Origin of the sequence: Janthinobacterium sp. RA13 (genome assembly GCF_000745325.1) — a bacterium.
Lineage (GTDB): Bacteria > Pseudomonadota > Gammaproteobacteria > Burkholderiales > Burkholderiaceae_D > Janthinobacterium > Janthinobacterium rivuli.
The window spans coordinates 2,962,596-2,985,761 of record NZ_JQNP01000001.1 but is presented as its reverse complement, the minus strand read 5'-3'; the positions used below and the strand labels follow the sequence as shown (position 1 = coordinate 2,985,761).

Annotated in this window: 20 protein-coding genes and 2 tRNA genes; 8 read left to right on the top strand and 14 right to left on the bottom strand. The window is 64.5% G+C overall.

The genetic code is table 11. From position 1 onward, the window contains the following. Nucleotides 1-9: 9 nt before the first annotated feature. Nucleotides 10-942, top strand: coding sequence for a CysB family HTH-type transcriptional regulator (locus FG13_RS13230; protein WP_035821523.1), 933 nt, complete (start codon nt 10-12; stop codon nt 940-942). Here the strand turns inward: FG13_RS13230 and FG13_RS13225 are convergent. Continuing rightward, nucleotides 939-1,292, bottom strand: a complete 354-nt coding sequence (locus tag FG13_RS13225) for an MmcQ/YjbR family DNA-binding protein (RefSeq protein ID WP_035821521.1) — start codon at nt 1,290-1,292, stop codon at nt 939-941. The genes FG13_RS13230 and FG13_RS13225 overlap by 4 nt on opposite strands. Beyond that, nucleotides 1,289-1,900, bottom strand: a complete 612-nt coding sequence (locus tag FG13_RS30935) for an immunity protein Imm33 domain-containing protein (protein WP_035821519.1) — start codon at nt 1,898-1,900, stop codon at nt 1,289-1,291. Before FG13_RS30935 ends, FG13_RS13225 begins: the two co-directional genes overlap by 4 nt. Nucleotides 1,901-2,189: 289 nt before the next feature. On the opposite strand from FG13_RS30935, the gene FG13_RS13215 reads away from it, so the two are divergent. Continuing rightward, a complete protein-coding gene (locus FG13_RS13215; RefSeq protein ID WP_035821517.1) occupies nt 2,190-2,879 on the top strand; it encodes a hypothetical protein in 690 nt (229 codons plus the stop codon). 83 nt (nt 2,880-2,962) lie between these two features. Here FG13_RS13215 and FG13_RS13210 read toward each other — a convergent pair whose 3' ends face one another. From FG13_RS13210 to FG13_RS13200, 3 genes are all read right to left on the bottom strand, one after another. Next, on the bottom strand, nt 2,963-5,380 hold the full coding sequence (locus tag FG13_RS13210) for a TonB-dependent receptor plug domain-containing protein (RefSeq protein WP_051959004.1): 2,418 nt from the start codon (nt 5,378-5,380) through the stop codon (nt 2,963-2,965). A gap of 295 nt (nt 5,381-5,675) precedes the next feature. Continuing rightward, entirely contained in the window at nt 5,676-6,722 is a 1,047-nt protein-coding gene (locus FG13_RS13205) for an aldo/keto reductase (RefSeq protein WP_035828053.1), read from the bottom strand. Beyond that, nucleotides 6,722-7,771, bottom strand: a complete 1,050-nt coding sequence (locus FG13_RS13200; protein ID WP_035821515.1) for a quinone-dependent dihydroorotate dehydrogenase — start codon at nt 7,769-7,771, stop codon at nt 6,722-6,724. Before FG13_RS13200 ends, FG13_RS13205 begins: the two co-directional genes overlap by 1 nt. A gap of 203 nt (nt 7,772-7,974) precedes the next feature. Between FG13_RS13200 and FG13_RS13195 the strand changes: the two genes are divergently transcribed. After that, on the top strand, nt 7,975-11,289 hold the full coding sequence (locus FG13_RS13195; protein WP_035821512.1) for a S41 family peptidase: 3,315 nt from the start codon (nt 7,975-7,977) through the stop codon (nt 11,287-11,289). Nucleotides 11,290-11,418: 129 nt separating this feature from the next. Here FG13_RS13195 and FG13_RS13190 read toward each other — a convergent pair whose 3' ends face one another. Genes FG13_RS13190 through FG13_RS13180 form a run of 3 tightly spaced genes read right to left on the bottom strand, consistent with a single transcriptional unit; the run spans nt 11,419 to nt 13,539 of the window. After that, a complete protein-coding gene (locus FG13_RS13190) occupies nt 11,419-12,141 on the bottom strand; it encodes an arginyltransferase (RefSeq protein ID WP_035821511.1) in 723 nt (240 codons plus the stop codon). A gap of 60 nt (nt 12,142-12,201) precedes the next feature. Further along, a complete protein-coding gene (aat, locus tag FG13_RS13185; protein ID WP_035821509.1) occupies nt 12,202-12,918 on the bottom strand; it encodes a leucyl/phenylalanyl-tRNA--protein transferase in 717 nt (238 codons plus the stop codon). A 30-nt stretch (nt 12,919-12,948) separates the two neighbouring features. Further along, nucleotides 12,949-13,539, bottom strand: coding sequence for an NUDIX hydrolase (locus tag FG13_RS13180; protein ID WP_035821507.1), 591 nt, complete (start codon nt 13,537-13,539; stop codon nt 12,949-12,951). A 185-nt stretch (nt 13,540-13,724) separates the two neighbouring features. On the opposite strand from FG13_RS13180, the gene FG13_RS13175 reads away from it, so the two are divergent. Beyond that, nucleotides 13,725-13,801, top strand: a tRNA-Met gene (locus FG13_RS13175). A gap of 142 nt (nt 13,802-13,943) precedes the next feature. Further along, a tRNA-Met gene (locus tag FG13_RS13170) sits at nt 13,944-14,020 on the top strand. Between the two features lie 62 nt (nt 14,021-14,082). Here FG13_RS13170 and FG13_RS13165 read toward each other — a convergent pair. Continuing rightward, complete coding sequence (locus FG13_RS13165) at nt 14,083-14,868, bottom strand: helix-turn-helix transcriptional regulator (RefSeq protein WP_035821506.1); 786 nt, start codon at nt 14,866-14,868, stop codon at nt 14,083-14,085. 110 nt (nt 14,869-14,978) lie between these two features. On the opposite strand from FG13_RS13165, the gene FG13_RS13160 reads away from it, so the two are divergent. Next, the gene (locus FG13_RS13160; protein ID WP_035821505.1) at nt 14,979-16,157 is read left to right on the top strand and encodes an MFS transporter; all 1,179 of its coding nucleotides are present in this window, start codon (nt 14,979-14,981) and stop codon (nt 16,155-16,157) included. On the opposite strand, the gene FG13_RS13155 is transcribed toward FG13_RS13160, so the two are convergent. Both FG13_RS13155 and FG13_RS13150 read right to left on the bottom strand, forming a co-directional pair. Further along, nucleotides 16,154-18,460: a xanthine dehydrogenase family protein molybdopterin-binding subunit gene (locus FG13_RS13155; protein WP_035821504.1), complete on the bottom strand. Its 2,307-nt coding sequence runs from the start codon at nt 18,458-18,460 to the stop codon at nt 16,154-16,156. The two genes, FG13_RS13160 and FG13_RS13155, sit on opposite strands and share 4 nt — an antisense overlap. After that, complete coding sequence (locus FG13_RS13150) at nt 18,457-18,933, bottom strand: (2Fe-2S)-binding protein (RefSeq protein ID WP_035821503.1); 477 nt, start codon at nt 18,931-18,933, stop codon at nt 18,457-18,459. The genes FG13_RS13155 and FG13_RS13150 overlap by 4 nt, the downstream gene beginning before the upstream one ends. A gap of 152 nt (nt 18,934-19,085) precedes the next feature. Here FG13_RS13150 and mug point away from each other — a divergent pair, with 152 nt between their 5' ends. Further along, complete coding sequence (gene mug / locus FG13_RS13145) at nt 19,086-19,607, top strand: G/U mismatch-specific DNA glycosylase (protein ID WP_035821497.1); 522 nt, start codon at nt 19,086-19,088, stop codon at nt 19,605-19,607. Here mug and FG13_RS13140 read toward each other — a convergent pair. Further along, entirely contained in the window at nt 19,540-20,502 is a 963-nt protein-coding gene (locus tag FG13_RS13140) for a LysR family transcriptional regulator (RefSeq protein ID WP_081922565.1), read from the bottom strand. The two genes, mug and FG13_RS13140, sit on opposite strands and share 68 nt — an antisense overlap. Nucleotides 20,503-20,639: 137 nt before the next feature. On the opposite strand from FG13_RS13140, the gene FG13_RS13135 reads away from it, so the two are divergent. Then, complete coding sequence (locus tag FG13_RS13135) at nt 20,640-21,860, top strand: MFS transporter (RefSeq protein WP_051959002.1); 1,221 nt, start codon at nt 20,640-20,642, stop codon at nt 21,858-21,860. On the opposite strand, the gene FG13_RS13130 is transcribed toward FG13_RS13135, so the two are convergent. Both FG13_RS13130 and FG13_RS13125 read right to left on the bottom strand, forming a co-directional pair. Next, nucleotides 21,857-22,648: an anti-sigma factor family protein gene (locus FG13_RS13130; protein WP_035821494.1), complete on the bottom strand. Its 792-nt coding sequence runs from the start codon at nt 22,646-22,648 to the stop codon at nt 21,857-21,859. The genes FG13_RS13135 and FG13_RS13130 overlap by 4 nt on opposite strands. Beyond that, nucleotides 22,645-23,166 carry an RNA polymerase sigma factor gene (locus FG13_RS13125; protein ID WP_035821493.1) on the bottom strand — a complete coding sequence of 174 codons (522 nt, stop codon included), beginning with the start codon at nt 23,164-23,166 and terminating at the stop codon, nt 22,645-22,647. The genes FG13_RS13130 and FG13_RS13125 overlap by 4 nt, the downstream gene beginning before the upstream one ends.

Sequence of the window (23,166 nt, the reverse complement as noted above, 5' to 3'; positions counted from 1 at the left end):
AGGAACACTATGAATTTTCAACAACTGCGCTCGATCCGCGAAGCGGCCCGCCGCGGCTATAACCTGACGGAAGTGGCCAACGCCCTGTTCACGTCGCAGCCGGGCGTGAGCCGGCAAATCCGCGAACTCGAGGACGAGCTGGGCGTGGTAATTTTCGAGCGCAACGGCAAGCGCCTGACGGGTTTGACGGAGCCGGGCAAGGGCATTTTGAAGATCGTCGACCGCCTGTTGATCGAGGCGGAAAACCTGCAGCAGGCCAGCCTCGAATACAGCGGCCAGACCAGCGGAACCTTGTCGGTGGCGGCCACGCACACGCAGGCCCGTTATGCGCTGCCGAAAGTGGTGCAAAGCTTCCGCGCCGCCTACCCCGACGTGCGCATCGCGCTGCAGCAAAGCGCGCCCGAGCACATCGCGGAATGGGTGCTGTCCGGCAAGACCGATATCGGCATCGCCACGGAAGGCTTGAGCCAGTTCCCCGACCTCGTGTCGTTCCCGTGCTACCGCTGGAGCCATTTGATCGTCGTGCCGGACGGCCATCCGCTGCTCGAACACTCGCCGATCCGCCTGGAAGACCTGGCGAAATATCCCCTGATCACCTACGACAAAGGGTTCACGGGACGCGGCCATATCGACGACGCGTTCGCCAAGGCGGGCGTGGCGACCGACATCATCCTCACGGCCATGGATTCCGACGTCATCAAGCAATACGTGGCGTTGGGCCTGGGCGTGGGTATTGTTGCTTCGATGGCCTTCGACCATGGGCGCGACAAGGGGCTAAGGGCCGTGGAAGCGTCGCACCTGTTCGCCACCAACACGACGCGCCTGGCCGTGCGCCGCGGCGCTTACCTGCGCGCGTATGCCTATGAGTTTATCCTGCAACTGGCGCCGGACCTGACGCGCGAAGACATCGACCGCGCCATGGCGGGAGAGGACGCGCTCTAGGCGATGGCGGCTCTTTGCGCGCGCGTCAGGCTGGCCACGGCGCGCGCGTAGCTGTCGCGCACCAGTTCCGCCAGGTAATCGGCGGGGAAGCGCGCCACGTCAACGATCGTTACCCAGTGAAAGCGGCCCATGTAGCGGGCCGGTTTCACGCCCGGCATGTCCGTCAGCTCGATAAAACGCTCGGCGCTGACGCGCAGGCTGAAGCGCCACTGCTCGGGCGCGCTGGTCTTGAAATACGCAAATTTTTTCCCCTCCACTGCAACTACGAGAATGTTCGACGGCGCACCGTACAGCACGGCTTGCGCGCCGGGCAGGGCCGTGCAAAAATCCTTCAATTCATCAGTTGTCATTCGTCCACCGCCACGAATTGTTGCGTGTTGTGGTCGAAGGCATAGGCCGCGCCGGCAGGCGCATCGAGCAGCGCGATAAAACGGTCATCCACGCTGAGCACGGCGCCCAGCGACACGAGGGCCACGTTGGCGCTGTCGTTCATGTAGTCGTCGCTCTCGTCGTTGGCCGTGAAGCGCCAGCCGCTGTCGTCGCCGTTGTCCGGCTCCTCGCGATACAGATAGCCGACGGGCGCACCGTCTTCCAGCACTTTTTTCGTCACGAAGCACAGGCCCGCGTAGCGGTTGACGAGGTTGTCGTCATCATCGTGCTGCGTATTGATGATGTGGCGCGCATCGAAGGCGATGGGGTCTTTGGCCTGTAAATCGGCGATGTAGCCGGGCATGTTGTCGAGCTTGCCGGTGAAGCGGCCATGCGGCTCGACCGTGTCGACCAGCACCCACATACGCTCGGCGCCCGGCGCTTGCGGATCGTCGCTGTGAAAAGCGAAGATCAGCTTGACCACTTCGCCGGGGCGTACCTGGGCAATGGCCTCGCGCGGCGATTTATAGAAAGTGTAGGGATGGCGCGCCGCCAGTTCGGCAGCGTCGGCCAAGTGCCAGCTGGGCATGGTGATCCGTCATCGGAGTGGAAGAACCCCCATGGTAGCTGATTGCCCGTCGGCCTGGCCGGCGTTTTCTCATCCGTGCTCCCAGTTGCACAGCGGGGTCGTTCTCAATAGCTTATATGGTTTTTCAGGAGAGCAATTGCTGTGTATGGAAGCTTGATGAAGCGCAGACTCCAGCAACATCACTGCCAGGCTGGGTCGCCAGGTGCTAGTCTGGACTGAAACCGGTTCTTGCTGACTCTTTTCATTCGCAGCACAGACAGCTTTCATGATCTCAATCGTGGAGACGAACATGCTCAAATTTATGCTTCTTGGAGGCATTTCCCTATTGCTCTGCGGCTGTGCATCTCAATTGGGAACGCTATTCAATCGCCCGGTAGTGGAAGATAGCGTGGATAAAATGCCGGGCGTCTTTTCACTGTCTGCCGATAGGCGAACAGTCATCTTTGTCACCGAGGAAAACCTCGGCGTGGATGCCAACAATGCTGTTATCAAGCGTCAGACGCGTTTCTGTGCGGAGCCGCCGCCCGATACGGCCAATGGTATCGAGGCCGCCCTGAACGGCAAGCTGGATGTGACTGGCAAAGCTGGCGTCCGTGGCAATGCCGAGTTTGACGATGAGTTCGAAACGACAGTGAGCGTCCTCGCTGACAGGACTGCCGCACTCGACGCCTACCGTACCGGCGTCTATGCCTTGTGTCAGTATCATTTGAATGGCGCCATTCAGAGTGGTGATGTCAAGGTGCTGTTCAGCGAACTCACCAAGGCCTTTGTCGAAGTACAGATAGCACAGCAACAACAAACCGCGGCAGTCAAGATGGCAGCCAAAGAAGCACAACTGGTGCGCACCGAGCTGGCGGTCAAAAATAGCGAGGCACAAGCGCAGGCGCTGATGCAGACGCGGCAACAGGAGCAGACACATCAAGTTGCCATCGAGCATGCCAAAGCGCAGCAAGCACCGCCTGCAACACCGGCTAAGTAGCCACTGGTCTTTGGCTGGGCTGCACGAGACATACCCAGCCAAAGACCAGTGTAACGGCTTTGCCTGCCGAGCCAGCCTGCCATTTACCAGCTATAGCCAGCCTTGGCGTAGTAGTAGCGGCCGTTGAAGCCGTTCGGTGCGAAGCCGCTGTACGGCTGGGTGCCGCCATTGTTGAGGTTACCCGCGCTGGTGATCTGGTCCGGATAGCGGTTGGTGACGTTGTCGATACCAGCCACGAGGCGCCAGTTCTTGCCCAGTTTCACGGAACCGGACACGTCCAGCACCCATTGCGGATCGTAGTGCTGGTCTTGCAGGGCATTGTTTTGCGGCACGATGAAGCTGCCGTAGCGCGTCACGACGCCGTGCGCATTCCAGATGCCGAAGCTGTAGTCGGCAGCCAGGCTGAACTTGTCTTTCGGCGAACCGACGGTGGCGCGCTGGATGGTCTGGCGGTCGATCAGTTTCAGGTTGTTGGCCGTCAGGATGGCCGGATTGTCCGCCACTTTCTGTACCGAGGTCTTGTTGTGGTTGTAGGCCACGGTCAGGTCCAGGCGATCCTTGTCCTGCAAGTCGATGCGGTAGGTGCTGACGATGTCCACGCCTTCCGTGCGCGTATCGACGGCGTTGGTGAAATAGCGTCCCGCGCCCACTGGCGTGCCCTGCGCGGCCAGGATGTTTTTCAAAGTAGTGCTGAGTATCAGATTGGAGGAAAACAGGATGCGGTCATCGATGTCGATGCGGTAGGCGTCGACCGTCGTCGTGAAGTTGCGGGTGGGCTGGAACTGCAGGCCCAGGCTGTAGTTGCGCGCTTTCTCCGCCTTCAGGTCTTGTGCGCCCAGGGCGCGTGCCTGTGGCGTGTTGACGGCAAAGGTACCCGTTTCGATGGCCGTATTCGTGCCATTGATGACCTGGAAGTTGGTGGTGGTGATGGTGTAGTACTGCTGCGCCAGCGATGGCGCGCGGAAGCCGCTCGACACGGTGCCGCGCAGGGACAGGGCGTCCGTGAAGGCATAGCGGGCCGAACCCTTGGCCGAGGTGGTGCTGCCGAAATCACTGTAGCGCTCGTGCCGCAGAGCCACGCCACCGGACAGTTTTTTCGTCGCTTCCGCTTCCAGGTTGACGTAGATCGATTCATTGTGGCGGCTGTGGCTACCCGCGTTTTCGGGACGGAAGCCGGCAAAGCCCTGCGAACCGGTACCGGTATACGATGCTTTCTCGCCAGCGCCGATCGTGTATTTTTCATGGCGCGCTTCGGCGCCCACGGCCACAGTCAGCGGCCCCGTAAAGTAAGCGACGGGGAATTCGCGCGCCGCGTCGAGATTCAGGACGGTCTGTTCATTTTTCAGGGAGCCCACATAGAAGTGCGTGGGGCTGGCGGCGGCCAGGTCGAAATTGACGGTATTGTCGAGATCCAGCTTGAACTTGTTGCTGCCGTAGTTCAGGCTGGCATCCCAGCGCCAGCCGGCCGCTTCGCCGCGCAAGCCGGTCACCAGCGACTGGTCGGTCAGGGTGCTGTTCTGGATTGGCAAGAAGCCTTCGGGAAAGATCGACGAGCGCGTGATGTAGTCCCCTTTTTCATTCTTCACCAGGCCTGCGCGCCAGGTGGCGCCGGCCGAGGTGTCGCGCTGGCCGTAGCCGCCGAAGGCATACCAGTCCAGGTTGTCGCCGAGATGGTATTCGCTGTTGATGAAGACGGTGGCCGGCTTGCTCTCGGCATCGCCGTAGCGCAGGTTGACCTGGCCATAGCGCGGTTCCAGCGGGTTGCTGAAATCGCGGCCGGCACGGTTGGTCGGGCCGCGATCGGCCACTTCCGCCGAGACGCGCACCCAGCCGTCGTCGCCCAGGGCGAAGCCGGCCGAACCCTTGATGGATTTTTGCTTGCCGTCGCGTTCCTGCGTCTGGCCATAGCCCACTTCGATATCGCCGCCGGCCGCGCCTTTTTTCAGGATGATGTTGATCACGCCGGCAATCGCATCGGAACCGTACTGGGCCGCCGCGCCATCGCGCAGCACTTCCACGTGGTCGATGGCGGCCAAGGGAATAGCGTTCAGGTCGACCGGCGCCGAACCGCGGCCCAGAGTACCGTTGACGTTGACCACGGCCGAGGTGTAGCGGCGCTTGCCGTTCACCAGCACCAGCGTCTGGTCGGGCGACAGGCCGCGCAGCTGGGCAGGGCGCACGGCATCGCTGCCATCGGCGCCCGTCGGACGGGGGAAGTTCATCGATGGCAGCAGGCGTGCCAGCACGGTGGCCAGTTCGGCCGAACCCGTGCTTTGCAGGTCGCGCGAAGTGAGGATGTCGATCGGCGATTCGGAATCGATGGTGCGGCGGTTTTTGGCGAAGGTGCCGGTGACGACCACCGATTGCAATTCACCTTCGGCCGGCAGCTCTTGCTGCGCTTGCGCGTGCATGGGCAGGCTGAAGCAGGCGATCAGGCTGGCGGCAATAACGGTTTTCACGGGCAGGGCGGGAATCTGGGAGCGGGCGGTGCTTGAACTCATCGACGATATCTCTTCGGTTGGTGGATGCGCGAACCAGGGCGGTCCGGTGATGACATCAGAGTAACAGTGGGTCTGTGGCGTGCTTACGAATCGTTCTGTCTATCGATATGCAATAAATGTCTGATACACGTCCAAATGGCGCGGGTAGCGCATATGGCCACGTTTCCAGCATACGACCGGGCATGGCCAGGCCGCAATGCTGCACAGCAGTAAATTGCCAGCTGTTGTATAAATACGACTAGTTGCTATGGGCGGGGGAGCCTGGCGGCGGCATGCGCCGCCAGACGGAGTGCGCCTATTGCCCTGGATTGGGCAGGCTGGCGTGGATGGCGTCGACGGCCCCCACGAGGTCCGGCGACAGCGTGACTTGATGGGCGTCGATATTTTGCTGCAATTGCGCCACGCTGGTGGCGCCGATGATGGTCGAGGCCACGAACCAGCGCGAGTAGCACCAGGCCAGCGCCAGTTGCGCCGGCGTCAAGCCGTGCGCGCGGGCCAGCGCCGCATACTGGCCGGCTGCCGCGATGGTAGCGGGGCGCACGTAACGGGGACTCCAGCCGGGCGGGAAAATCGTCAAACGGCCCCTGGCTTGCGGATCGTCGAGATATTTCGCCGTCAGCTGGCCGAACGCCAGCGGGCTGTAGGCGAGCAAGCTGACATTTTCCCGGTGGCACGTTTCGTCGAGCAAACTCGTCTCGAAATGGCGCGCCGTCAGGTTGTACAGGTTCTGGATGGAGACGATGCGCGGCAAGCCTTTCAGCTGCGCCTGCTTGATGTATTCGCACACGCCCCACGACGATTCGTTCGACACGCCGATGTGGCCGATCTTGCCTTCGTCGACCAGCTTGCCCAGCACGGCCAGGGTGTCTTCGATGGCGACCGAGGCGTGCTCCTTGCGCGGGTTGTACACGCTGGCGCCGAAGATGGGCAGGTTGCGGCTGGGCCAGTGCAACTGGTACAGGTCGATGTGCTCGGTCTGCAGCCGGCGCAGGCTGTCTTCGACGGCGGCGCGGATGTTGGCCGCGTCGTGATCCGTCTTGCCCTTGCGTATCCAGTGCATGCGCGAGTTCGGCCCGGCCACCTTGCTGGCCAGCACGATCTGGCTGCGCTTGCCGCTTTTCTTCAGCCAGCTGCCAATGTAGCGCTCCGTGCTGCCCTGCGTCTGCGCGCTGGCCATCACCGGATACATCTCGGCCGTGTCGATGAAGTTGATGCCCCGTTCCAGCGCGTAATCGAGCTGGCTGTGCGCTTCGGCTTCGCTATTTTGCTCGCCGAAGGTCATCGTGCCCAGGCAGATCCGACTCACTTCCAGGCTGCTGGCACCCAGCTTGACCTTGTTGATCATTTCGCCTGTTTGCCGCGCAGCGCGCGGGCGCAATCCTTGATCAGCGCCGGACCGGCGTAAATCAGGCCGCTGTACAGCTGCACCAGCTGTGCGCCCGCCTCGAACTTGGCCACGGCATCCTTGCCCTGCATGATGCCGCCCACGCCGATGATGGGCAGCGCGTCGCCCAGTTCCGCCTTCAGCAGGCGGATGACATTGTTCGACAGTTCGAACACGGGCGCGCCGGACAATCCACCCGCTTCGGCGCCGTGCGGCATGCCTTCGACGGCGCTGCGCGACAGTGTCGTGTTGGTGGCGATGACGCCATCGATCCGGTGGCGCGTGAGCGAATCGGCGATGCTTTTCACTTGTTCGCCATCCATGTCCGGCGCGATTTTCAGGGCCAGCGGCACGTAGCGCTTGTGCTTGTCCGCCAGGCGCGCCTGGGCATCCTTGAGTTGCGACAGCAGAGCGTCGAGTTCCGACGCGCCCTGTAGCTGGCGCAAATTCTTCGTGTTCGGCGACGAGATGTTCACCGTCACATAGCTGGCGTAAGGGTAGACTTTTTCCAGGCACAGCAGGTAGTCGTCAGCCGCCCGTTCGATGGGCGTGTCGGCATTCTTGCCGATGTTCAGGCCAAGCACGCCGGCGCGGTTCTGGTAAAACTTCGATGCCTGCACGTTGGCGACAAAGGCGTCCACGCCGCCATTATTGAAACCCATGCGGTTGATGATGCCCTGCGCCTGCGGCAGGCGGAACATGCGCGGTTTCGGATTGCCCGCCTGCGCGCGCGGCGTGACGGTACCCACTTCGATGGAGCCGAAACCCAGGTCGGCCAGCGCGTCGATGTAGGCGCCATCCTTGTCCAGGCCCGCGGCCAGACCGACCGGATTCGGGAAGGTGATGCCCATCACCGTGCGCGGATCAAGCGCAGGCTTGCCGGCCAGCTTGGTCAGGCCCAGCGCGCTGGCGCGCTTCAGGGCGGGCAGGGTGAGATGGTGGGCCGCTTCGGCATCCATCGAGAACAGCAGCGGGCGGGCGAGGGAGTACAGGAATTTTTCAGACATGGGGCGCTTTGAGTAGGTGTGCGTGGCGCCGGGAAGGGCTGGCGGCGCGCGAAATAAGTGCCGTATTTTACCGTGTTCCACGCGGCTGCCGGGTGTATAGTTCTTGTTGGTCTAGTGCAATATTAATCCCTTGATAATCAGCGCCGGGCCTTGGACTTTCCTGTTTCTTCCCTGTTCTCTTTACCTTATAAGCGAGACATCGATTGAAAAAGACACGCATCCTGACCGCCATCGCGGCCGCCAGCGCACTGCTGCTGCTGAGCCACCCGGCCCTGGCACTGCCGAATACGCAAGACACCCGCATGCTGAGCGAACCGACCGTCTCCAGCCGCCACATCGCCTTCATTTATGCGGGTGACCTGTGGCTGTCGAACCTCGATGGCGGCGGCGCGCGGCGCTTGACGTCCGACCTGGGCGACAAGTCCAGCCCCGTGTTTTCGCCCGATGGCAGCTTGATCGCGTATAGCGCCAACATCGACGGCAATGTCGACGTGTATGTGATCGCCGCCGCCGGTGGCGTGCCGCGCCGCCTGACCTTCCACCCCGGAGCGGACCTGGCGCAGTCGTTCACGCCCGATGGCCAGGCCGTGATGTTCACCTCACCGCGCGCCGCCTTCAACAACCGCTTCCAGAAGCTGTTTACGGTGCCGGTCGCGGGCGGCGTGGAAACGCAGCTGGAAATTCCGAACGCCTCGCGCGCGACGTATTCGCCCGATGGCAAGCGCATCGCGTACAACCCGCTGGCGCCTGCCTTCAAGCAGTGGAAGCGCTACCGTGGCGGCACCAATTCCTGGCTGTGGCTGTTTTCGTCCAGCGACAAGTCGATTGAAAAAATCCCCCAGCCGACGACGCGCTCGAACGACGTCGATCCGATGTGGCTGGGCGACACTGTGTACTTCCGCTCCGACCGTAACGGCGAATTCAACCTGTTTGCCTATGACGTGAAGACGAAAGCCGTGCGCCAGCTGACGCGGCATGCGGATTTCCCCGTGCTGAACGCGTCGGCCGCGAACGGCACCATCGTCTACGAGCAGGCCGGCTATCTGCACGCGTTCGACATCGCCAGCGGTCAGGCGCACAAGCTGGCCATCGGCGTGGCCAGCGACCTGGGTCAGACGCGCCCCCGCTGGGTCAAGAACGCGAAATACATCCGCGATGCGTCGATTTCGCCGTCGGGCGCGCGCATCGCCTTCGAGTACCGGGGCGAGATCGTCACCATCCCCGCCGACAAGGGCGACGTACGCAACCTGACGCAGACGGCCGGCGCCCACGAGCGCACGCCCATCTGGTCGCCCGATGGCCGTTCGGTCGCGTATTTCTCGGACGAGTCGGGAGAATATGAACTGCATGTGCGGGCGCAGGATGGCAAGGGTGCCGTGAAAAAGCTCAAGCTCAACGGCAGCGGCTTCTATGACAACGTCGTCTGGTCGCCCGACAGCAAAAAGATCGCGTTTGCCGACAACGGCTGGAGCATGTACGTGATCGACGTCGGCACGGGCAAGGTGCAGAAAGTGGCTACGGAGCCGATGTATGGCGTCGACAAGAGCATGCGCACCTCGTGGGCGCCCGATTCGCGCTGGCTGGCCTACACGCTCAATTCGCCCACCTACACGCGCAGCGCGTATATCTATTCCGTCGAGCAGAACAAGTCGATGCCCGTGACCGATGGTCTGTCCGACGTGGCCCAGCCCGTGTTCGACAAGAGCGGCAAATACCTGTACTTTTTTGCGTCCACCAATGCAGGCCCCAGCAACAACTGGTTCTCGCAGCAGAATGAAGACAACCTGGTGACGCGCACCGTGTGGATGGCCGTGCTGCGGCGCGACCTGCCATCGCCGCTGATCAAGGAAAGCGACGAGGAAAAGGCCGCCAGCACGGAGAGTAAAAAAGACACGGCGAAGGCGGAAGCGGAGCCAAAGAGCGAAGCGAAGATCGATCCGAAGACGGGCCGCGACGACCCGAAAGTGGTCGTGGCGCCCGTGGCGCCGATCCACATCGATTTCGACGGCATCGCCACGCGCATCGTCGACCTGCCGCTGCCGGCCGCGCAGTTTTCCAGCCTGACCGCCGGCGCTGCGGGGCAGATCTTTTTGCTGCGCGAAAGCGACGGCAAGAAGGCCGTGCAGCGCTTCGACCTGAAGGAGCGCAAGGCGGAAACCGTGGTGGCCGAAGCCGACGATTTCGAAGTGTCGGCCGACGGCAAGAAGCTGCTGTACCGCCAGAAGGACAACTGGGCCATGGGTTCCGCCACGGGCAAGCTGCTGGCGCCCGGCGAAGGCAAGATCAAGGTCGACGCCATCGAAGTAAAAGCCGATCCGCGCGCCGAGTGGACGCAGATTTTCAATGAGGTGTGGCGCATCAATCGCGATTACTTCTATGATCCGGGCATGCATGGCGTGGACTGGAAAGCCATGCGCGACAAGTACGCCGTGTTCCTGCCCGAGCTGTCCAGCCGCGCCGACCTGAACCGCCTGATCCAGTGGATGTGCAGCGAGCTGGCCGTGGGCCACCATCGCGGCGGTGGCGGCGATGATTTTATCGAGGCGAAGAAGGTGCCGGGGGGACTGCTGGGCGCCGACTATGAAGTGAGCGACGGCCATTACCGCTTCAAGAAAGTGTATGGCGGCTTGAACTGGAATCCCGCCCTGCGCGCGCCGCTGACGGAGCCGGGCCTGAACGTCAAGGCGGGCGAATACCTGCTGGCCGTCGACAGCCGCCCGGTGGCGCCGCCCACGAACTTGTACAGCGCCTTCGAGAACACGGCCGGCAAGGCCATCGACCTGACCGTGGGGCCATCGGCCGACGGCAAGGGCGCGCGCACGATCACCGTGGTGCCGGTGCCGACCGAGGATGCCTTGCGCAACCGCGACTGGATCGAAGGCAATATGCGCAAGGTCAATGCGGCGACCGGCGGCAAGGTGGCGTACGTGTACGTGCCCAATACGGCGGGCCTGGGCCACACCTACTTCAAGCGCTATTTCTTCCCGCAGGCGGACAAGCAGGCCATCATCGTCGATGAGCGTTTCAATGGCGGCGGCAGCGTGGCCGATTACTACATCGAGATCCTGCAGAAGAAGGAAATCGCCTGGTGGACCATGCGCTATGGCGCCGACATGAAGACGCCGTCCGCGTCGATCCAGGGTCCGCGCGCCATGCTGATCGACGAGACGGCCGGTTCGGGCGGCGACCTGTTGCCGTGGATGTTCCGCAAAAATAACATGGGCCCGCTGATCGGCAAGGCCACCTGGGGCGGCCTGGTGGGCGTCCTCGGCTTCCCCGTGCTGATGGATGGCGGCTTCATCACGGCGCCGAACCTGGCGTTCTGGACGCGCGAAAACGGCTGGGGCGTGGAAAACGAAGGCGTGCCGCCCGATATCGAAGTCGAGCAAACGCCGGCCGACGTCATCGCGGGCCGCGATCCGCAGCTGGAAAAGGCGATCGAGGTGATCCAGGCCGAACTGGCGAAGAATCCGCCCGCGCGGCCTGCACGTCCGGCGTTTCCGGATAAAAGTAAATAAAAGGCGTAGGTCGGATTAGGCGCGCAGCGCCGTAATCCGACAACATTGTTGGCGCCGCCGGTGGTGTCGGATTACGCGCTTGCGCGCTAATCCGACCTACCAACTGCCCCCACCGACATGCGCTTGGTTTTACATCACCACCCACTGTCCTTTGATCCTCGCTTCCAGCGGCTTGAAATTGATTTTATAAGCCATCTTCGGGCTCTGTTCGATCCAGTAGCCGAGATACACATACGGCAGGCCCAGTTCGCGCGCCTGGGCGATTTGCCACAGCACGTTGTAGGTGCCGTACGAGGCGCCCGGCACGTCGGGGTCAAAAAAAGTGTAGACGGACGACAGGCCATCGGCCAGCACGTCGATGATGCTGACCATGCGCAGGATGCCTTCGGCATCGCGGAACTCCACCAGGCGCGTGTTGACCCGGCTTTGCAGCAGGAATTGCGCATACTGGTCGCGGCTGTCCTGGTCCATGCCGCCGCCCGCGTGGCGCGTGCTCTGGTAGCGCAGGTACAGTTCGTAGTGCTCGTCGAGGAAGGACAGGGTGGCCACGCCCGCCTGCAGGCCGGCGTGCCGGCTCCAGGCGCGGCGCTGGTTGCGGTTCGGGGTGAACTCGCCCGTCACGACGCGCACGGGGATGCAGGCCTGGCAGCCATCGCAATACGGCCGGTAGGTGAAAATGCCGCTGCGGCGAAAGCCGTTGCGCACCAGTTCCGAATACACGTCGCTGTTGATCAGGTGCGAAGGCGTGGCGACCTGCGAGCGGGCCTGGCGGTCGTCCAGGTAGCTGCACGGATACGGCGCCGTCGTGTAGAACTGCAGGGTGGCAAACGGTAGTTCGTTCAGGTGCGTCATGCTGATCCTGTCTGGTCTGTCCGCGGCAATGGAAGTCTGCGTGGAGATATCATAGCTTTTTTATGCCGGTGGCGCAGCTTGCCAATCCGTGATTTGCGCTGCTTCAATGGCGATCCTTACATGGGCGAGGAAGCGCGCGCGCGAAATGGGCGCCGCGCCCAGCGAAGCCAGGTGCTTCGTTTCTTGCTGGCAGTCAATCATGGCCACGCCGCGCGCGCGCAAAAAGCGCACCAGCTGTGCCAGCGCGATCTTCGAGCCATCCGTCACGCGCGCGAACATCGATTCGCCATAGAACATGCGCCCGATCGACACGCCATATGCGCCGCCCACCAGTTCACCGTCAAACCACAGTTCCGACGAGTGCGCGTAGCCCAGCTTGTGCAAGCCCGTGTAGCCGGCGATGATTTCGTCGGAAATCCACGTGCCCGGGCCATCCTTTCGCGGCGCCGCGCAGGCGCGCATGACGGCGTCGAAATCACCGTCGAAGCGCAGCTGCCAGCGCCCGTCCGTGGCGGCGCTGCGCTCGACCTTGCGGATCGTCTTGGCCAGGCTGTCGGACACCTTGAAGTCGTCCGTCATCAGCACCATGCGCGGATCGGTGCTCCACCACAGGATGGGCTGGCCTTCGGAAAACCATGGGAAGATGCCGCGCCGGTAAGCGTCAAGCAGGCGCGCGGGCGACAGGTCGGCGCCGGCCGCCAGCAGGCCGGGCGCCTCGTCGGTCAGGGCGCGCGAGACGTCGGGAAACGGGGTGTGGATGTCGAGCCAGGGAATCATGCGGCGTCAAAGGTGGCGGGTGATGGGGGCTTACTCGGGCGCTTGCTCTGCATCCACGCGCGCCATCGGGCGCGTGATGTCGCCCGTATGGAAGCCATAGCTGCCGCCTTCGCGGATTTTCACGCGGTCGGCAAAGAACAGTTCCAGGGTGGCGCGGATGGTGGGAAAGGCCAGGTCATCCCAGGGAATCTGCGCTTCCGTAAACATCTGCACGTCCAGGCTTTCGATGCCCGGCGCGAAATCGAGGTCGCGCAGGCGCGCCAGGTAGAACAGGTGCACCTGGTGCACGCGCTGCACGTTCAGCAGCGAAAACAGGGGACCGAGTTCGATATTCGCGCCCGCTTCCTCCACCGTTTCGCGCTCGGCCGCGTCGGAGGTCGTTTCATCGTTTTCCATGAAGCCGGCCGGCAGGGTCCAGTAGCCCAAGCGCGGCTCGATGGCGCGCTTGCACAGCAAGACCTGCAGCTGGCCGTCCTCTTCCCACACGGGGATGGAGCCGACCACCATTTTCGGGTTCTGGTAATGGATGGCGTCGCAGTTGGCGCAGACATAGCGCGGACGGTTGTCGCCTTCCGGAATGGAGAGGCTGACAGGATGGGCGCATTCGGAGCAGAATTTCATGGGCAGGCTTCGGAAAATGGGTGTCTAGTGTAACGCTTACTGTACACCGATTGCGCGCGGCGTGGCGTGACGGGCGGACACAATACCAAGCGGCAATTGGCCGAGTTTTTTCATTAAATGGCTCTATTGCAGCCGAAGTTGAGATAGCTATTGCCTAAGTCACCCGTTTGCGCTTATAATTCTTGTGCGGGGTGGAGCAGTCTGGCAGCTCGTCGGGCTCATAACCCGAAGGTCACAGGTTCAAATCCTGTCCCCGCAACCAATACCGGAAAGCCGCTGATTCTTGCAAAAGATCGGCGGCTTTTTTCATTGCTGGCCAACGGCGAACTCCGGCAGACGGGGCGCGCATGCAATTGTCAAATCAAGCCCTTTACGCCCCGCAACAATCTGGTATATAATTCTTGTGCGGGGTGGAGCAGTCTGGCAGCTCGTCGGGCTCATAACCCGAAGGTCACAGGTTCAAATCCTGTCCCCGCAACCAATTCGAAGCCGCTGGTTCCTCGCAAGAGGGCCAGCGGTTTTTTCGTTATGCGGGGAGATTTCCTATTCCAGCTGGCGTGCGTACACGACCAGCCGCAGATGGCGGTCCGCATCGATGGTCAGCGAGGTGTGCTCATAGGCGACCTGCTCGCCGTCGATGGTCAGCTGGCGCACGCCTGCACACGGCGCATGTACGTCGTGGCGGCGCCACCACAGCTTGAATTCGGGCGAGACTTTTTCCAGTTCCTGCACCAGCGCGTGGATATCGGCTTCCTGCGTGGCGCGCGCGTAGTCGCGGCGAAAGCTCGACAGCATCAGCGGCGCCTGCTCTTCCCAGGCCGTGAAGCGTGAGCGCAGCAGCGGATCGGTAAACAAGAGCCACAGCAGATTGCGCCGCGATGGCACATGCGCGCCGAAGCCAAACAGGGCGTCCGCGCCTGCATTGAACGCCAGCACGTCCCAGCGCAGGTTGAGCACATACGCCGGATGCGCCAGCTCGTGCATCAGGCGGCGCACCGGCGGAGGCACCACGCAAAACGTCTTGCCTTCTTCGACTGGCGGACGCGCATGCGCGAGCAGGAACAGGTGGCGGCGTTCGCCCGCATCGAGTTTCAGCACTTCGGCCAGCTTGTCGAGAAAGGCGCTCGAGACGCCGATGTCGCGCCCCTGCTCCAGCCAGGTGTACCAGGTCAGCCCCACGCCGGCCAGCGCCGCCACTTCTTCGCGGCGCAAGCCGGGCGTCCTGCGCCGTCCGCCGCCAGGCAAACCCACGTCCTCGGGCGACAGCCGCGCGCGCCTCGCCTGCAGATAGGCGGCCAGTTCGTGGCGGGTGCGGGCCAAAGTGCGCATGGTGTGGTCTTTCCGGTGAGCCTGTTGCTATCAGTAATAGCATAAACAGTTAAATTGTAATTGTTTATATTGTATTCCAGAATGCCTGCTTTCTTTCTGAAAGCTGGCCCATGTCTGACTATTCTTCCTCCCGTTCCGGTCTTCCCGCCACCGTCTACCTGATCGCCATTGGCGCGTTCGCGCTGGGCATGGCGTCGTATGTGACGGCGGGCCTGATGCCGATGATCGCCGGCGCATTTTCCATTTCCCTGGCGATGGCCGCGCAACTGGTGACGGCGTTTACGCTGGCCTATGGCCTCGGCTCGCCGCTGGCCGTGGCCTTGCTGCCGGCGCGCGCGCAGCGCTCGGGCCTCCTGATCGCGCTGACCGTGTTCGTGCTGGCGAACGGGGCCAGCGCGCTGGCGGCCGGATTTGCCAGTTTGCTGGCGTGGCGGGCCATTGCCGGCATCGGTGCGGGCGTCTACCTGGCGCTCGGTATCGCAGCGGCGGCGGGCGTGTCGGCGCCGCAGCAGCGGGGCAAGGCCATCGGCGTGATCATGGGCGGCATGGCGGGCGGTACGGTGCTGGGCGTACCATTGAGCTTGCTGCTGGCGCAGCAGCTGGGCTGGACGGCGGCCCTGTGGCTGGTGACTCTTCTGGGCGGGCTGGCGCTGGCGGGCTTGCTGTGGCAGCTGCCCGCGCTACCGGCGGCACCGGCGATTTCTCTGCGCCGCAAGCTGGCCTTGCTGGCCGATGGGCAGGTGCTGTCCATCCTGTTGGTGTCGCTGCTGGCGGCCATCGCCAGCCTGGGCATGTACACGTTTATTGCGCCGCTGCTGGCGTTGTCCGCGCAGGGGGCGGCGATGTCCGCCACGCCCTTCCTGTGGGCGTGGGGCGTGGGAGGGATCGTGGGCAGCGTGCTGGTCGGATCATGGGCGGACAAGGTGGCGGCGCCGAAGCTGACCTGCTGCATCTTGCTGCTGCTGGCGCTGGCCTTGTGCGCGCTGCCGCTGGCGGCCCGCTGGTCGGCCTGGCTGATGCTGGCGCCGATTGCGCTGTGGGGCGCGGCTGGCTGGGCCCTGCAAGTGCCGCAAAACCAGCAGTTGCTGGCCGTGCGCGCGCGGCAGGGCGACGGCAACCTGGCCATCGCCCTCAACGAATCGGCGCTCTACCTGGGCAGCGCCATCGGCGCCGCCATGGGCGGGGTGCTGCTCTTGCTCAACTGGCCGATGTGGCTGCTGGCGGCCGGCGCCGCAGCCGTGGCAGCCGCGGCGTTGCTGCTGCAGTTCTTCGTTGCGCGGCGCTCCTAGCCTTTCTTCGCCAACTGCATGCCCACGGGCAGGGCGCGGATACGCTTGCCCGTGGCGGCGAAGATGGCGTTGCACAGGGCCGGGGCGATCGGCGGCGTGGCCGGCTCGCCCACGCCACCGAGCTCCATGTCCAGGGTGCCCGGCACCAGGTGCGTGTGGATCACGCGCGGCGCGTCGGCGGCGCGCAGCACGCTATAGTCGTGGAAATTGCTTTGCTCGACCCGGCCATTTTTGAAACTGATCTCGCCGCTCATGGCCAAGGACAGGCCCATGATGCAGGCGCCCTCGATCTGCGAGCGCACGCGGTCCGGGTTGATCTGCGGGCCGCAATCCATGGCGATGTCGACTCTCGGCACGATGACTTCGCCAGCCGCATTGATTTCCACTTCGATCACGGCCGCCACATAGGTGACGAAACTGTAGGACACGGCCAGACCCAGCCCCCGTCCCTTGGGCAGCTTGCGGCCCCAGCCCGCCTTTGCCGTCGCCAGCTCGATCACGTGGCGCATGCGGCCGATATCGACCGGATACTTCGCCGGGTCTTCGCCATAGTTCCAGCCGTCGGACAAGTCGGCCGGGTTGATCTTGCGCGCAGGGCCCAAGAGCGCCAGCAGGTAGTCGCGGTGGTCCTTCTTTGCCGCGTGGGCCAGTTCGGCCGTGAACGACTGGATGGCGAAGGCGTGCGGGATGTTCGACACGGAACGGAACCAGCCGATGCGCGTGTGGGCCGGCACTTCGGGCACCTCGACGCGGATGTTCGCGATGGCGAACGGCACGTTGATGGCCGACATGCCCAGCTCGAACGGCGCCTGCTTGTTCGCGCCGGCGGCAAAGGTCGAGGTGATGGTGGGGGCGGCCGTGCGGTGCAGCCAGGCCGTCGGCATGTCTTTCGCGTCCAGCGACGCTTCCAGCCGTTCGACGGACACCGTGTGCAGATAGTCGTGCTGCAGGTCGTCGTCGCGCGTCCACGTCAGCTTGACGGGCGCGCCATCCATGGCTTTCGACAGCAGCGCCGCCTCGACGGCGAAATCGGGTTTCGATTTGCGCCCGAAGCCGCCGCCGAGCAGGGTCACGTGCACGGTCACGTCGTCGTACGTCAGGCCCAGGGCCTTGGCCACGTTGCTGCGCGTCGCTTGCGGCGCCTGCACGCATGCCCACACTTCGGCCTTGCCGTTGGCGATGCGGACGGTGGCGGCGGGCGGCTCCATGGTGGCGTGGGCCAGGTGGGGCAGATAGTATTCGGCACTGAGTTTGCGCGCGGCGGGAGCGGCGGCCAGCGTGGCCACCGTCTTGCCCTGGTCGCGCGCCGGGCTGGCCGGCTGGCGCACGGCCGCTTCCAGGGTCTTGCGGAAGGCTTTCGAATCGTAGCTGCCGTTCGGGCCATCTTCCCATTCCAGCACCAGCGCTTCGCGGCCCTTGATGGCGGCCCAGGTGTTACGCGCGATGACGGCCACGCCGCCCAGCGGATTGAACATGGCCGGCGGCGGGCTGCCCGCCAGCTCGACGATGCGCAGCACGCCCGGCACTTTCAGGGCCGCCGTCTTGTCCACGCTTTTCAGCTTGCCACCGAATACGGGAGGGCGGGCGATGACGGCATACGCCATGCCATCGAGGCGCGTGTCGATGCCGAAGTGGGTATTGCCCGTGACGATGTCGTGCAGGTCAATGCCGCGCGTGCTGGTCTGGCCGATGTAGCGCAGCTCGTCCGCCGTTTTCAGGCTGATGCGCGCGCGCGGCGGCACCGGCAATTTGGCCGCTTCTTCTGCCAAGGCGCCGAACGACAGCGAGCGTCCGCTGGCCGCATGCACGACGGCGTGATTGACGGCTTTGACTTCCGTGACGGGCACGTCCCAGCGCACGGCGGCCGCCGTTTCCAGCATCAGGCGCGCCGTGGCGCCCACGTGTCGCATGGCGCGGAACGAGTGGCGCATGCTGCGCGAACCATCCGTATCCTGGCTGCCGTAGCGCGCCTCGTCGGCGGGCGCTTGCTGCACGCGCACCTGCGCCCAGTCGGCGCCCAGTTCATCGGTCGCCACCATGGGCAGGCTGGTGCGGATGCCCTGGCCCATTTCGGAGCGGTGCACAACAATGGTGACGATGCCGTCGGCGCCGACCGACAGAAAGACGAGGGTGTCGTCGACCACGCCGCCAGCCATCTTGTCGCCGCCGTATTTGACGGCATCGGCCGCCATCACGAGGCCGGAAGGACCAGCCACCAGGGTCAGGCCGGCCAGCGCGCCGGCGGCTTTGATCCAGTTGCGCCGCGCAGGCGAATGTGCTGCAGGAGTGTCATGGATGCTCATTTGGCCGCTCCTTTTGCGTTGATGCTGGTGGCGGCCTGCTTGATGGCTGCGTGGATGCGCGTGTAGGTGCCGCAGCGGCAGATATTGCCGCTCATCGCTTCGCGGATTTGCTGGTCGTTTGGTTTTGGCGTCTTGTGCAGCAGGGCCGTGGCCGACATGATTTGCCCGGCCTGACAGTAGCCGCATTGGGGCACGCCGTGTTCCTGCCACGCTTGTTGCAGGGCCAGGCCGACCTTGTCTTCGCCCACCGCCTCGATGGTGATGATCTTCTTGCCGGCGGCGGCCGACACCGGCGTCACGCAGGAGCGGATGGCTACACCATCGAGGTGCACGGTGCAGGCGCCGCACAGGGCCATGCCGCAGCCGAATTTGGTGCCGGTCATGCCCAGTTCGTCGCGCAAGGCCCACAACAGGGGCGTGTCTTCAGGCAGTGCAAGGTCGTGCTGCTTGCCATTGATGGTCAGGGTCGTCATGTGTATTCCTTGGTGGGGGATGGTGCGGGACAGCGCGACGGTCATCCGCCAAACGGATGAGCGCATCAGTAGGGGATGGTAGCACCAGCGGCCATGCGCTGCAGGGCGTGGGGTCCGGTGGCATACTGCGGCTTCTGATATTGGAGTTCTCCATGACATACATCGCAGCGGCGCAGGGCTTGCCGGACATCCTCGCTCCCGGCTTGCAGGTGGTTTTTTGTGGTCTCAATCCCGGCGTGGACGCGGCGGCGGCCGGCCACCATTTTCTCGGCCGCAGCAACCGCTTCTGGCCCGTGCTGCACCTGGCCGGCTTCACGCCACATCTGGTGGCGCCGCAGGACGATGCCAGCGTGCTCGGTTTCGGACTGGGCTTGACGGCGGCCGTCGGGCGCCCGACCCGCCGCGCGGATCAGGTGGACACGGACGAATTCGCGCAAGCGGCGGCGGGCCTGCGGCATAAACTGGCCTTGCTGCAGCCGCAGTGGATCGCCTTCCTGGGCAAGGCCGCCTATGCGGCGATGACGGGCAAGCGCCAGCTGGAGTGGGGCGAACAGCCGGAGCGCTTTGGCGGCGCGCGCGTGTGGATATTGCCCAATCCGAGTGGGCTCAATCGCGGCTATTCGAAGCAGCGGCTGGTCGACGCGTATGCGGAACTCCAACGCGCGCTGGGCTGACGTCCAGTTCCACGGCGCGCAACAGCGGCGTGACGAAATCGAGGAAGGCGCGCAATTTCAAGGGCAGCGGCGCTTGTCCCTTGTGCAGCAGGCTGACGGGCAAGGGCACCGCTTCGAACGGTGCGAGCACGATGCGCAGCCGGTCTTCGCGCAGGGCGTCCATCACCTGATACGACAGCACGCGGATCACGCCCGCATCCAGGGTGGCGGCGGCGATCGCCGCGTCCACCGTATTGACGGCCAGCCGCGAGTGCACGGGTACGGACTGCGCAGCCTTGCCCGTGCCGAAGACCCAGGCGCGCCGCGATTCCAGCACTTCGAAACTGATGCAGGCATGCGCGGCGAGGTCACCCGGTGCCGCCGGCGTGCCATGCGCGGCCAGGTAGCCGGGACTGGCGCAGACGACCCGGCGCACCGTGCCGACCCGCGTCGCCATGAAGCTGCTGTCGGGCAGGTCGCCGATGCGCACGGCCACGTCGACCTGCTCGTCCATCAGGTGCAGCACGCGGTCGGTCAGTACCAGCTTGATCTCGATGTCCGGATAGCGGGCCAGGAACGCCGCCACCACGGGCACGATGTGCAGGCGTCCGAACATGACGGGCGCCGTGATCGTCAGTTCGCCTTTCGGCGCCGCATATTCACCCGTCGCAATGCGCTCCGCTTCGCTGATCTCGTCGAGGATGCGGCGGCACGCGGCCACGTAGGAGTGGCCGGCCTCCGTCAGCGACAACTGGCGCGTCGTGCGGTGCAGCAAGCGCGTGTTGAGGTGCGCTTCCAGCGCCGCCACCTTGCGGCTGACGGTAGCCAGCGGCATGCCGAGATGGCGCGCGGCGGCCGTCAGGCTCCCCGCGTCCACCACGGCCAGCAAGATGGTCATGGATTCCAGTCTATCCATGGCGTGTTCTCATGTGAGCCTATCGAATTTTGGAAGAATGATTCTCAATATTATGGAATTCTCTTTGTCGGTGCAAGTACGTAAGCTGGTCTCCTTCGCTGCGGCACGTCGCTGCGGCAACTTGAAAGGAGAGCGCCATGCGCCCCACGCCCATTCCCCCGCCCGATGCACACACCGTGGCGTCCGCGCCGCGCGGCAAGATACTCATGATGGCGGTGATCGCCGGTGCGGTCATCACCAACATCTATTGCACCCAGCCTATCCTGCCCCTGATCCAGTCCGGCCTCGGCGTCGACCTGGCGGCCGTCAACCTGGTCGCTGGCGCGGCGCTGCTGGGCTTTGCCACGGGGCTGGCGCTGCTGCTGCCGCTGGGCGACCGCGTCGACCGGCGCACGCTGGTGCTGGGGCAGATCGCGCTGGCCTTCGTTTGCGCCTTGGCGGCCGCGCTGGCGCCCGGCATCTGGCCGCTGATCGGGGCATCGTTTGGCCTGGGCATCGTCAGCTGCGTGCCGCAGCAACTGGTGCCGCTCGCCGCGAGCATGTCGCCGCCCGCTGAGCGCGGCCGTTCCGTCGGCACGGTGGTCAGCGGCATCATGGTGGGCATCCTGCTCGGGCGTACGGTCGCCGGCGTGGTGGGCGAGGCCTGGGGCTGGCGCGCCGTGTACGCCATGGAAGCGGCGTTCATGGTGCCCGTGTGGATCGCGGCGGCGGCCTTGCTGCCACGCGGGAAACCGGGTAGCCAGCTCTCCTACCTTGGCTTGCTGGCGTCGTTGTTGCCACTGGCGCGCGACCATCGTCCCCTGCGCGAAGCTATGCTGATCCAGGCGCTGTTGTGGGCCTGCTTCAATGCGTTCTGGGTCAACCTGGCCTCGCTGCTGGCCAACGGTCCATGGCACCTGGGCAGCGCCTGGGCCGGCGCCTTTGGCATCATCGGCGCGGCCGGCGCGCTGGCCGCCACCGTGGGCGGCAGGGCCACCGACAGACTCGGTTCGCGCACGGTCATTGGCCTGAGCATCGCCATCGTGACCTTGTCCTACGTACTGCTGGCGGGTGCCGCCTCGTCGCTGGCCTTGCTGGTGATCGGCGTCATCGTGCTCGACATCGGCGTGCAGGCCGCCCTGGTAGCCAACCAGACACGCGCCTTTGCCGTCGACCCGGCCGCTCAGGGGCGCATCAACAGCCTGTACATGACGGCCACCTTCATCGGCGGCGCCGCCGGTGTGGCGGTGAGCGGCTGGCTGATGCAGCGTTTTGGCTGGACGGGCGTGGCGGTGTTTGGCGTCGGACTGGGCATGCTGGCTGGCGTCATCCACGTGGCCGGATCACGCGCACGGCAGCGGGCGGCAAGCGCCACTTAGCGTGGCTGCTCCAGTTGCGCGTACACGGCGCCGGCGATCTTGCCCAGTTCCTGCTTGGGCAGGCTCGCCGAGAGGGCATAACCGAGCTGGTCGTCGATCCAGTAAAACACGCTCAATTCCTTTTCCTGCGTGTAGCGGAAGGCCGTTTCCTGCCTGCCCGCCCGCTCTTTCGCCACGTACAGGGTCAGGCGCTTGCCGCCGCCATCTTCATACATGAATTGCGCCACGGGGCCGTCGCCATCGCCGGGCAGCAGGCGTCCGCCGATCAGGTGATAACCGAGCGGCGACAGCGCTGGCGGCTGCAATTTCGTGCCCAGGCGTTTCGACAGCCACTGCACCAGGTGCGCCTCCTGTTCCGCGCCCACCTCGACGGGGTGGCGCACTTCGGGTGTGTAGACGGCGTGGGCGATGGCGGCGCTGCGCGCCAGGGAGATCGGGCTGGCGCTGGCGGTGATGCTGTCGCCGGCATCGCCGCGCAGCAGCCAGCCACCCATGCCGCCGGCAAGCACCAGCACGACGGCCGCTGCCGCCTGCATGGCGGGGCGCCGCCAGGCGCCGTTCGCCGCCGGTGGCGATGTCGCTTGCAGCAGCGCCGGCGGCACGGTTTCATCCAGCACGGGATCGAACAGGGCGCGCAATTGCCGGTTCTGTGCACGCCAGGCGTCGACTCGGGCGGCGTCTTCTGGATGCGCGCGCAGGTGGTCGTCGATGGCCGCGCGCTGTTCCTCGGGCAGGACGCCGTCGGCCAGGGCGTGCAATTGCGCTTCGCTGATGGCTTGCGTTGTCATTTCACGACTTTCAGGGTGGGGGCGCCATGGTTGCCAACGGGGCGGCCGTCGAGCAGTTCGCGCAGCCGCTCGCGCCCGCGCGACAAGCGCGACATCACGGTGCCGACGGGGATGTCCAGGGTGGCCGCCACCTGCTCGTACGGCATCTGTTCCAGCGCGACGAGCAGGATCACTTCGCGCTGCCCCAGCGGCAAACGGGCCAGCGCCGCATCCATTTCGCCGATGGCGATGGTCTGTCCCGGCGCGTGTTCAGGCGCGGGCAGCAGGGCGTCGTCGTCGAGCTCCTGCAGCGCCAGGCCGGGGCGGCGCAATTGATCCACGTGCAGGTTGTGCATGATGGAAAACAGCCAGGGCCGCATCTCGCCGCCGCGCTGCCGCTGATCGAGCTTGCGCCAGGCCCGCTCCACGGTGTCCTGCACCAGGTCGTCCGCGTGCAGGGTGCCCGCCAGCGCGCGCGCATAGCGGCGCAGGCCGGGCAGGCACGCTTGCAGCTGGCGGCTGTCGTCGAACGCAGTCAT

Bases quoted from the DNA above. Each gene is read 5' to 3' on its own strand.
- FG13_RS13230 (WP_035821523.1), top strand. From the start codon at position 10: ATGAATTTTCAACAACTGCGCTCGATCCGCGAAGCGGCCCGCCGCGGC.
- FG13_RS13225 (WP_035821521.1), bottom strand. From the start codon at position 1,292: ATGACAACTGATGAATTGAAGGATTTTTGCACGGCCCTGCCCGGCGCG.
- FG13_RS30935 (WP_035821519.1), bottom strand. From the start codon at position 1,900: ATGCCCAGCTGGCACTTGGCCGACGCTGCCGAACTGGCGGCGCGCCAT.
- FG13_RS13215 (WP_035821517.1), top strand. From the start codon at position 2,190: ATGCTCAAATTTATGCTTCTTGGAGGCATTTCCCTATTGCTCTGCGGC.
- FG13_RS13210 (WP_051959004.1), bottom strand. From the start codon at position 5,380: ATGAGTTCAAGCACCGCCCGCTCCCAGATTCCCGCCCTGCCCGTGAAA.
- FG13_RS13200 (WP_035821515.1), bottom strand. From the start codon at position 7,771: ATGTCTGAAAAATTCCTGTACTCCCTCGCCCGCCCGCTGCTGTTCTCG.
- FG13_RS13190 (WP_035821511.1), bottom strand. From the start codon at position 12,141: ATGACGCACCTGAACGAACTACCGTTTGCCACCCTGCAGTTCTACACG.
- aat (WP_035821509.1), bottom strand. From the start codon at position 12,918: ATGATTCCCTGGCTCGACATCCACACCCCGTTTCCCGACGTCTCGCGC.
- FG13_RS13180 (WP_035821507.1), bottom strand. From the start codon at position 13,539: ATGAAATTCTGCTCCGAATGCGCCCATCCTGTCAGCCTCTCCATTCCG.
- FG13_RS13165 (WP_035821506.1), bottom strand. From the start codon at position 14,868: ATGCGCACTTTGGCCCGCACCCGCCACGAACTGGCCGCCTATCTGCAG.
- FG13_RS13160 (WP_035821505.1), top strand. From the start codon at position 14,979: ATGTCTGACTATTCTTCCTCCCGTTCCGGTCTTCCCGCCACCGTCTAC.
- FG13_RS13155 (WP_035821504.1), bottom strand. From the start codon at position 18,460: ATGAGCATCCATGACACTCCTGCAGCACATTCGCCTGCGCGGCGCAAC.
- FG13_RS13150 (WP_035821503.1), bottom strand. From the start codon at position 18,933: ATGACGACCCTGACCATCAATGGCAAGCAGCACGACCTTGCACTGCCT.
- mug (WP_035821497.1), top strand. From the start codon at position 19,086: ATGACATACATCGCAGCGGCGCAGGGCTTGCCGGACATCCTCGCTCCC.
- FG13_RS13140 (WP_081922565.1), bottom strand. From the start codon at position 20,502: ATGGATAGACTGGAATCCATGACCATCTTGCTGGCCGTGGTGGACGCG.
- FG13_RS13135 (WP_051959002.1), top strand. From the start codon at position 20,640: ATGCGCCCCACGCCCATTCCCCCGCCCGATGCACACACCGTGGCGTCC.
- FG13_RS13130 (WP_035821494.1), bottom strand. From the start codon at position 22,648: ATGACAACGCAAGCCATCAGCGAAGCGCAATTGCACGCCCTGGCCGAC.
- FG13_RS13125 (WP_035821493.1), bottom strand. From the start codon at position 23,166: ATGACTGCGTTCGACGACAGCCGCCAGCTGCAAGCGTGCCTGCCCGGC.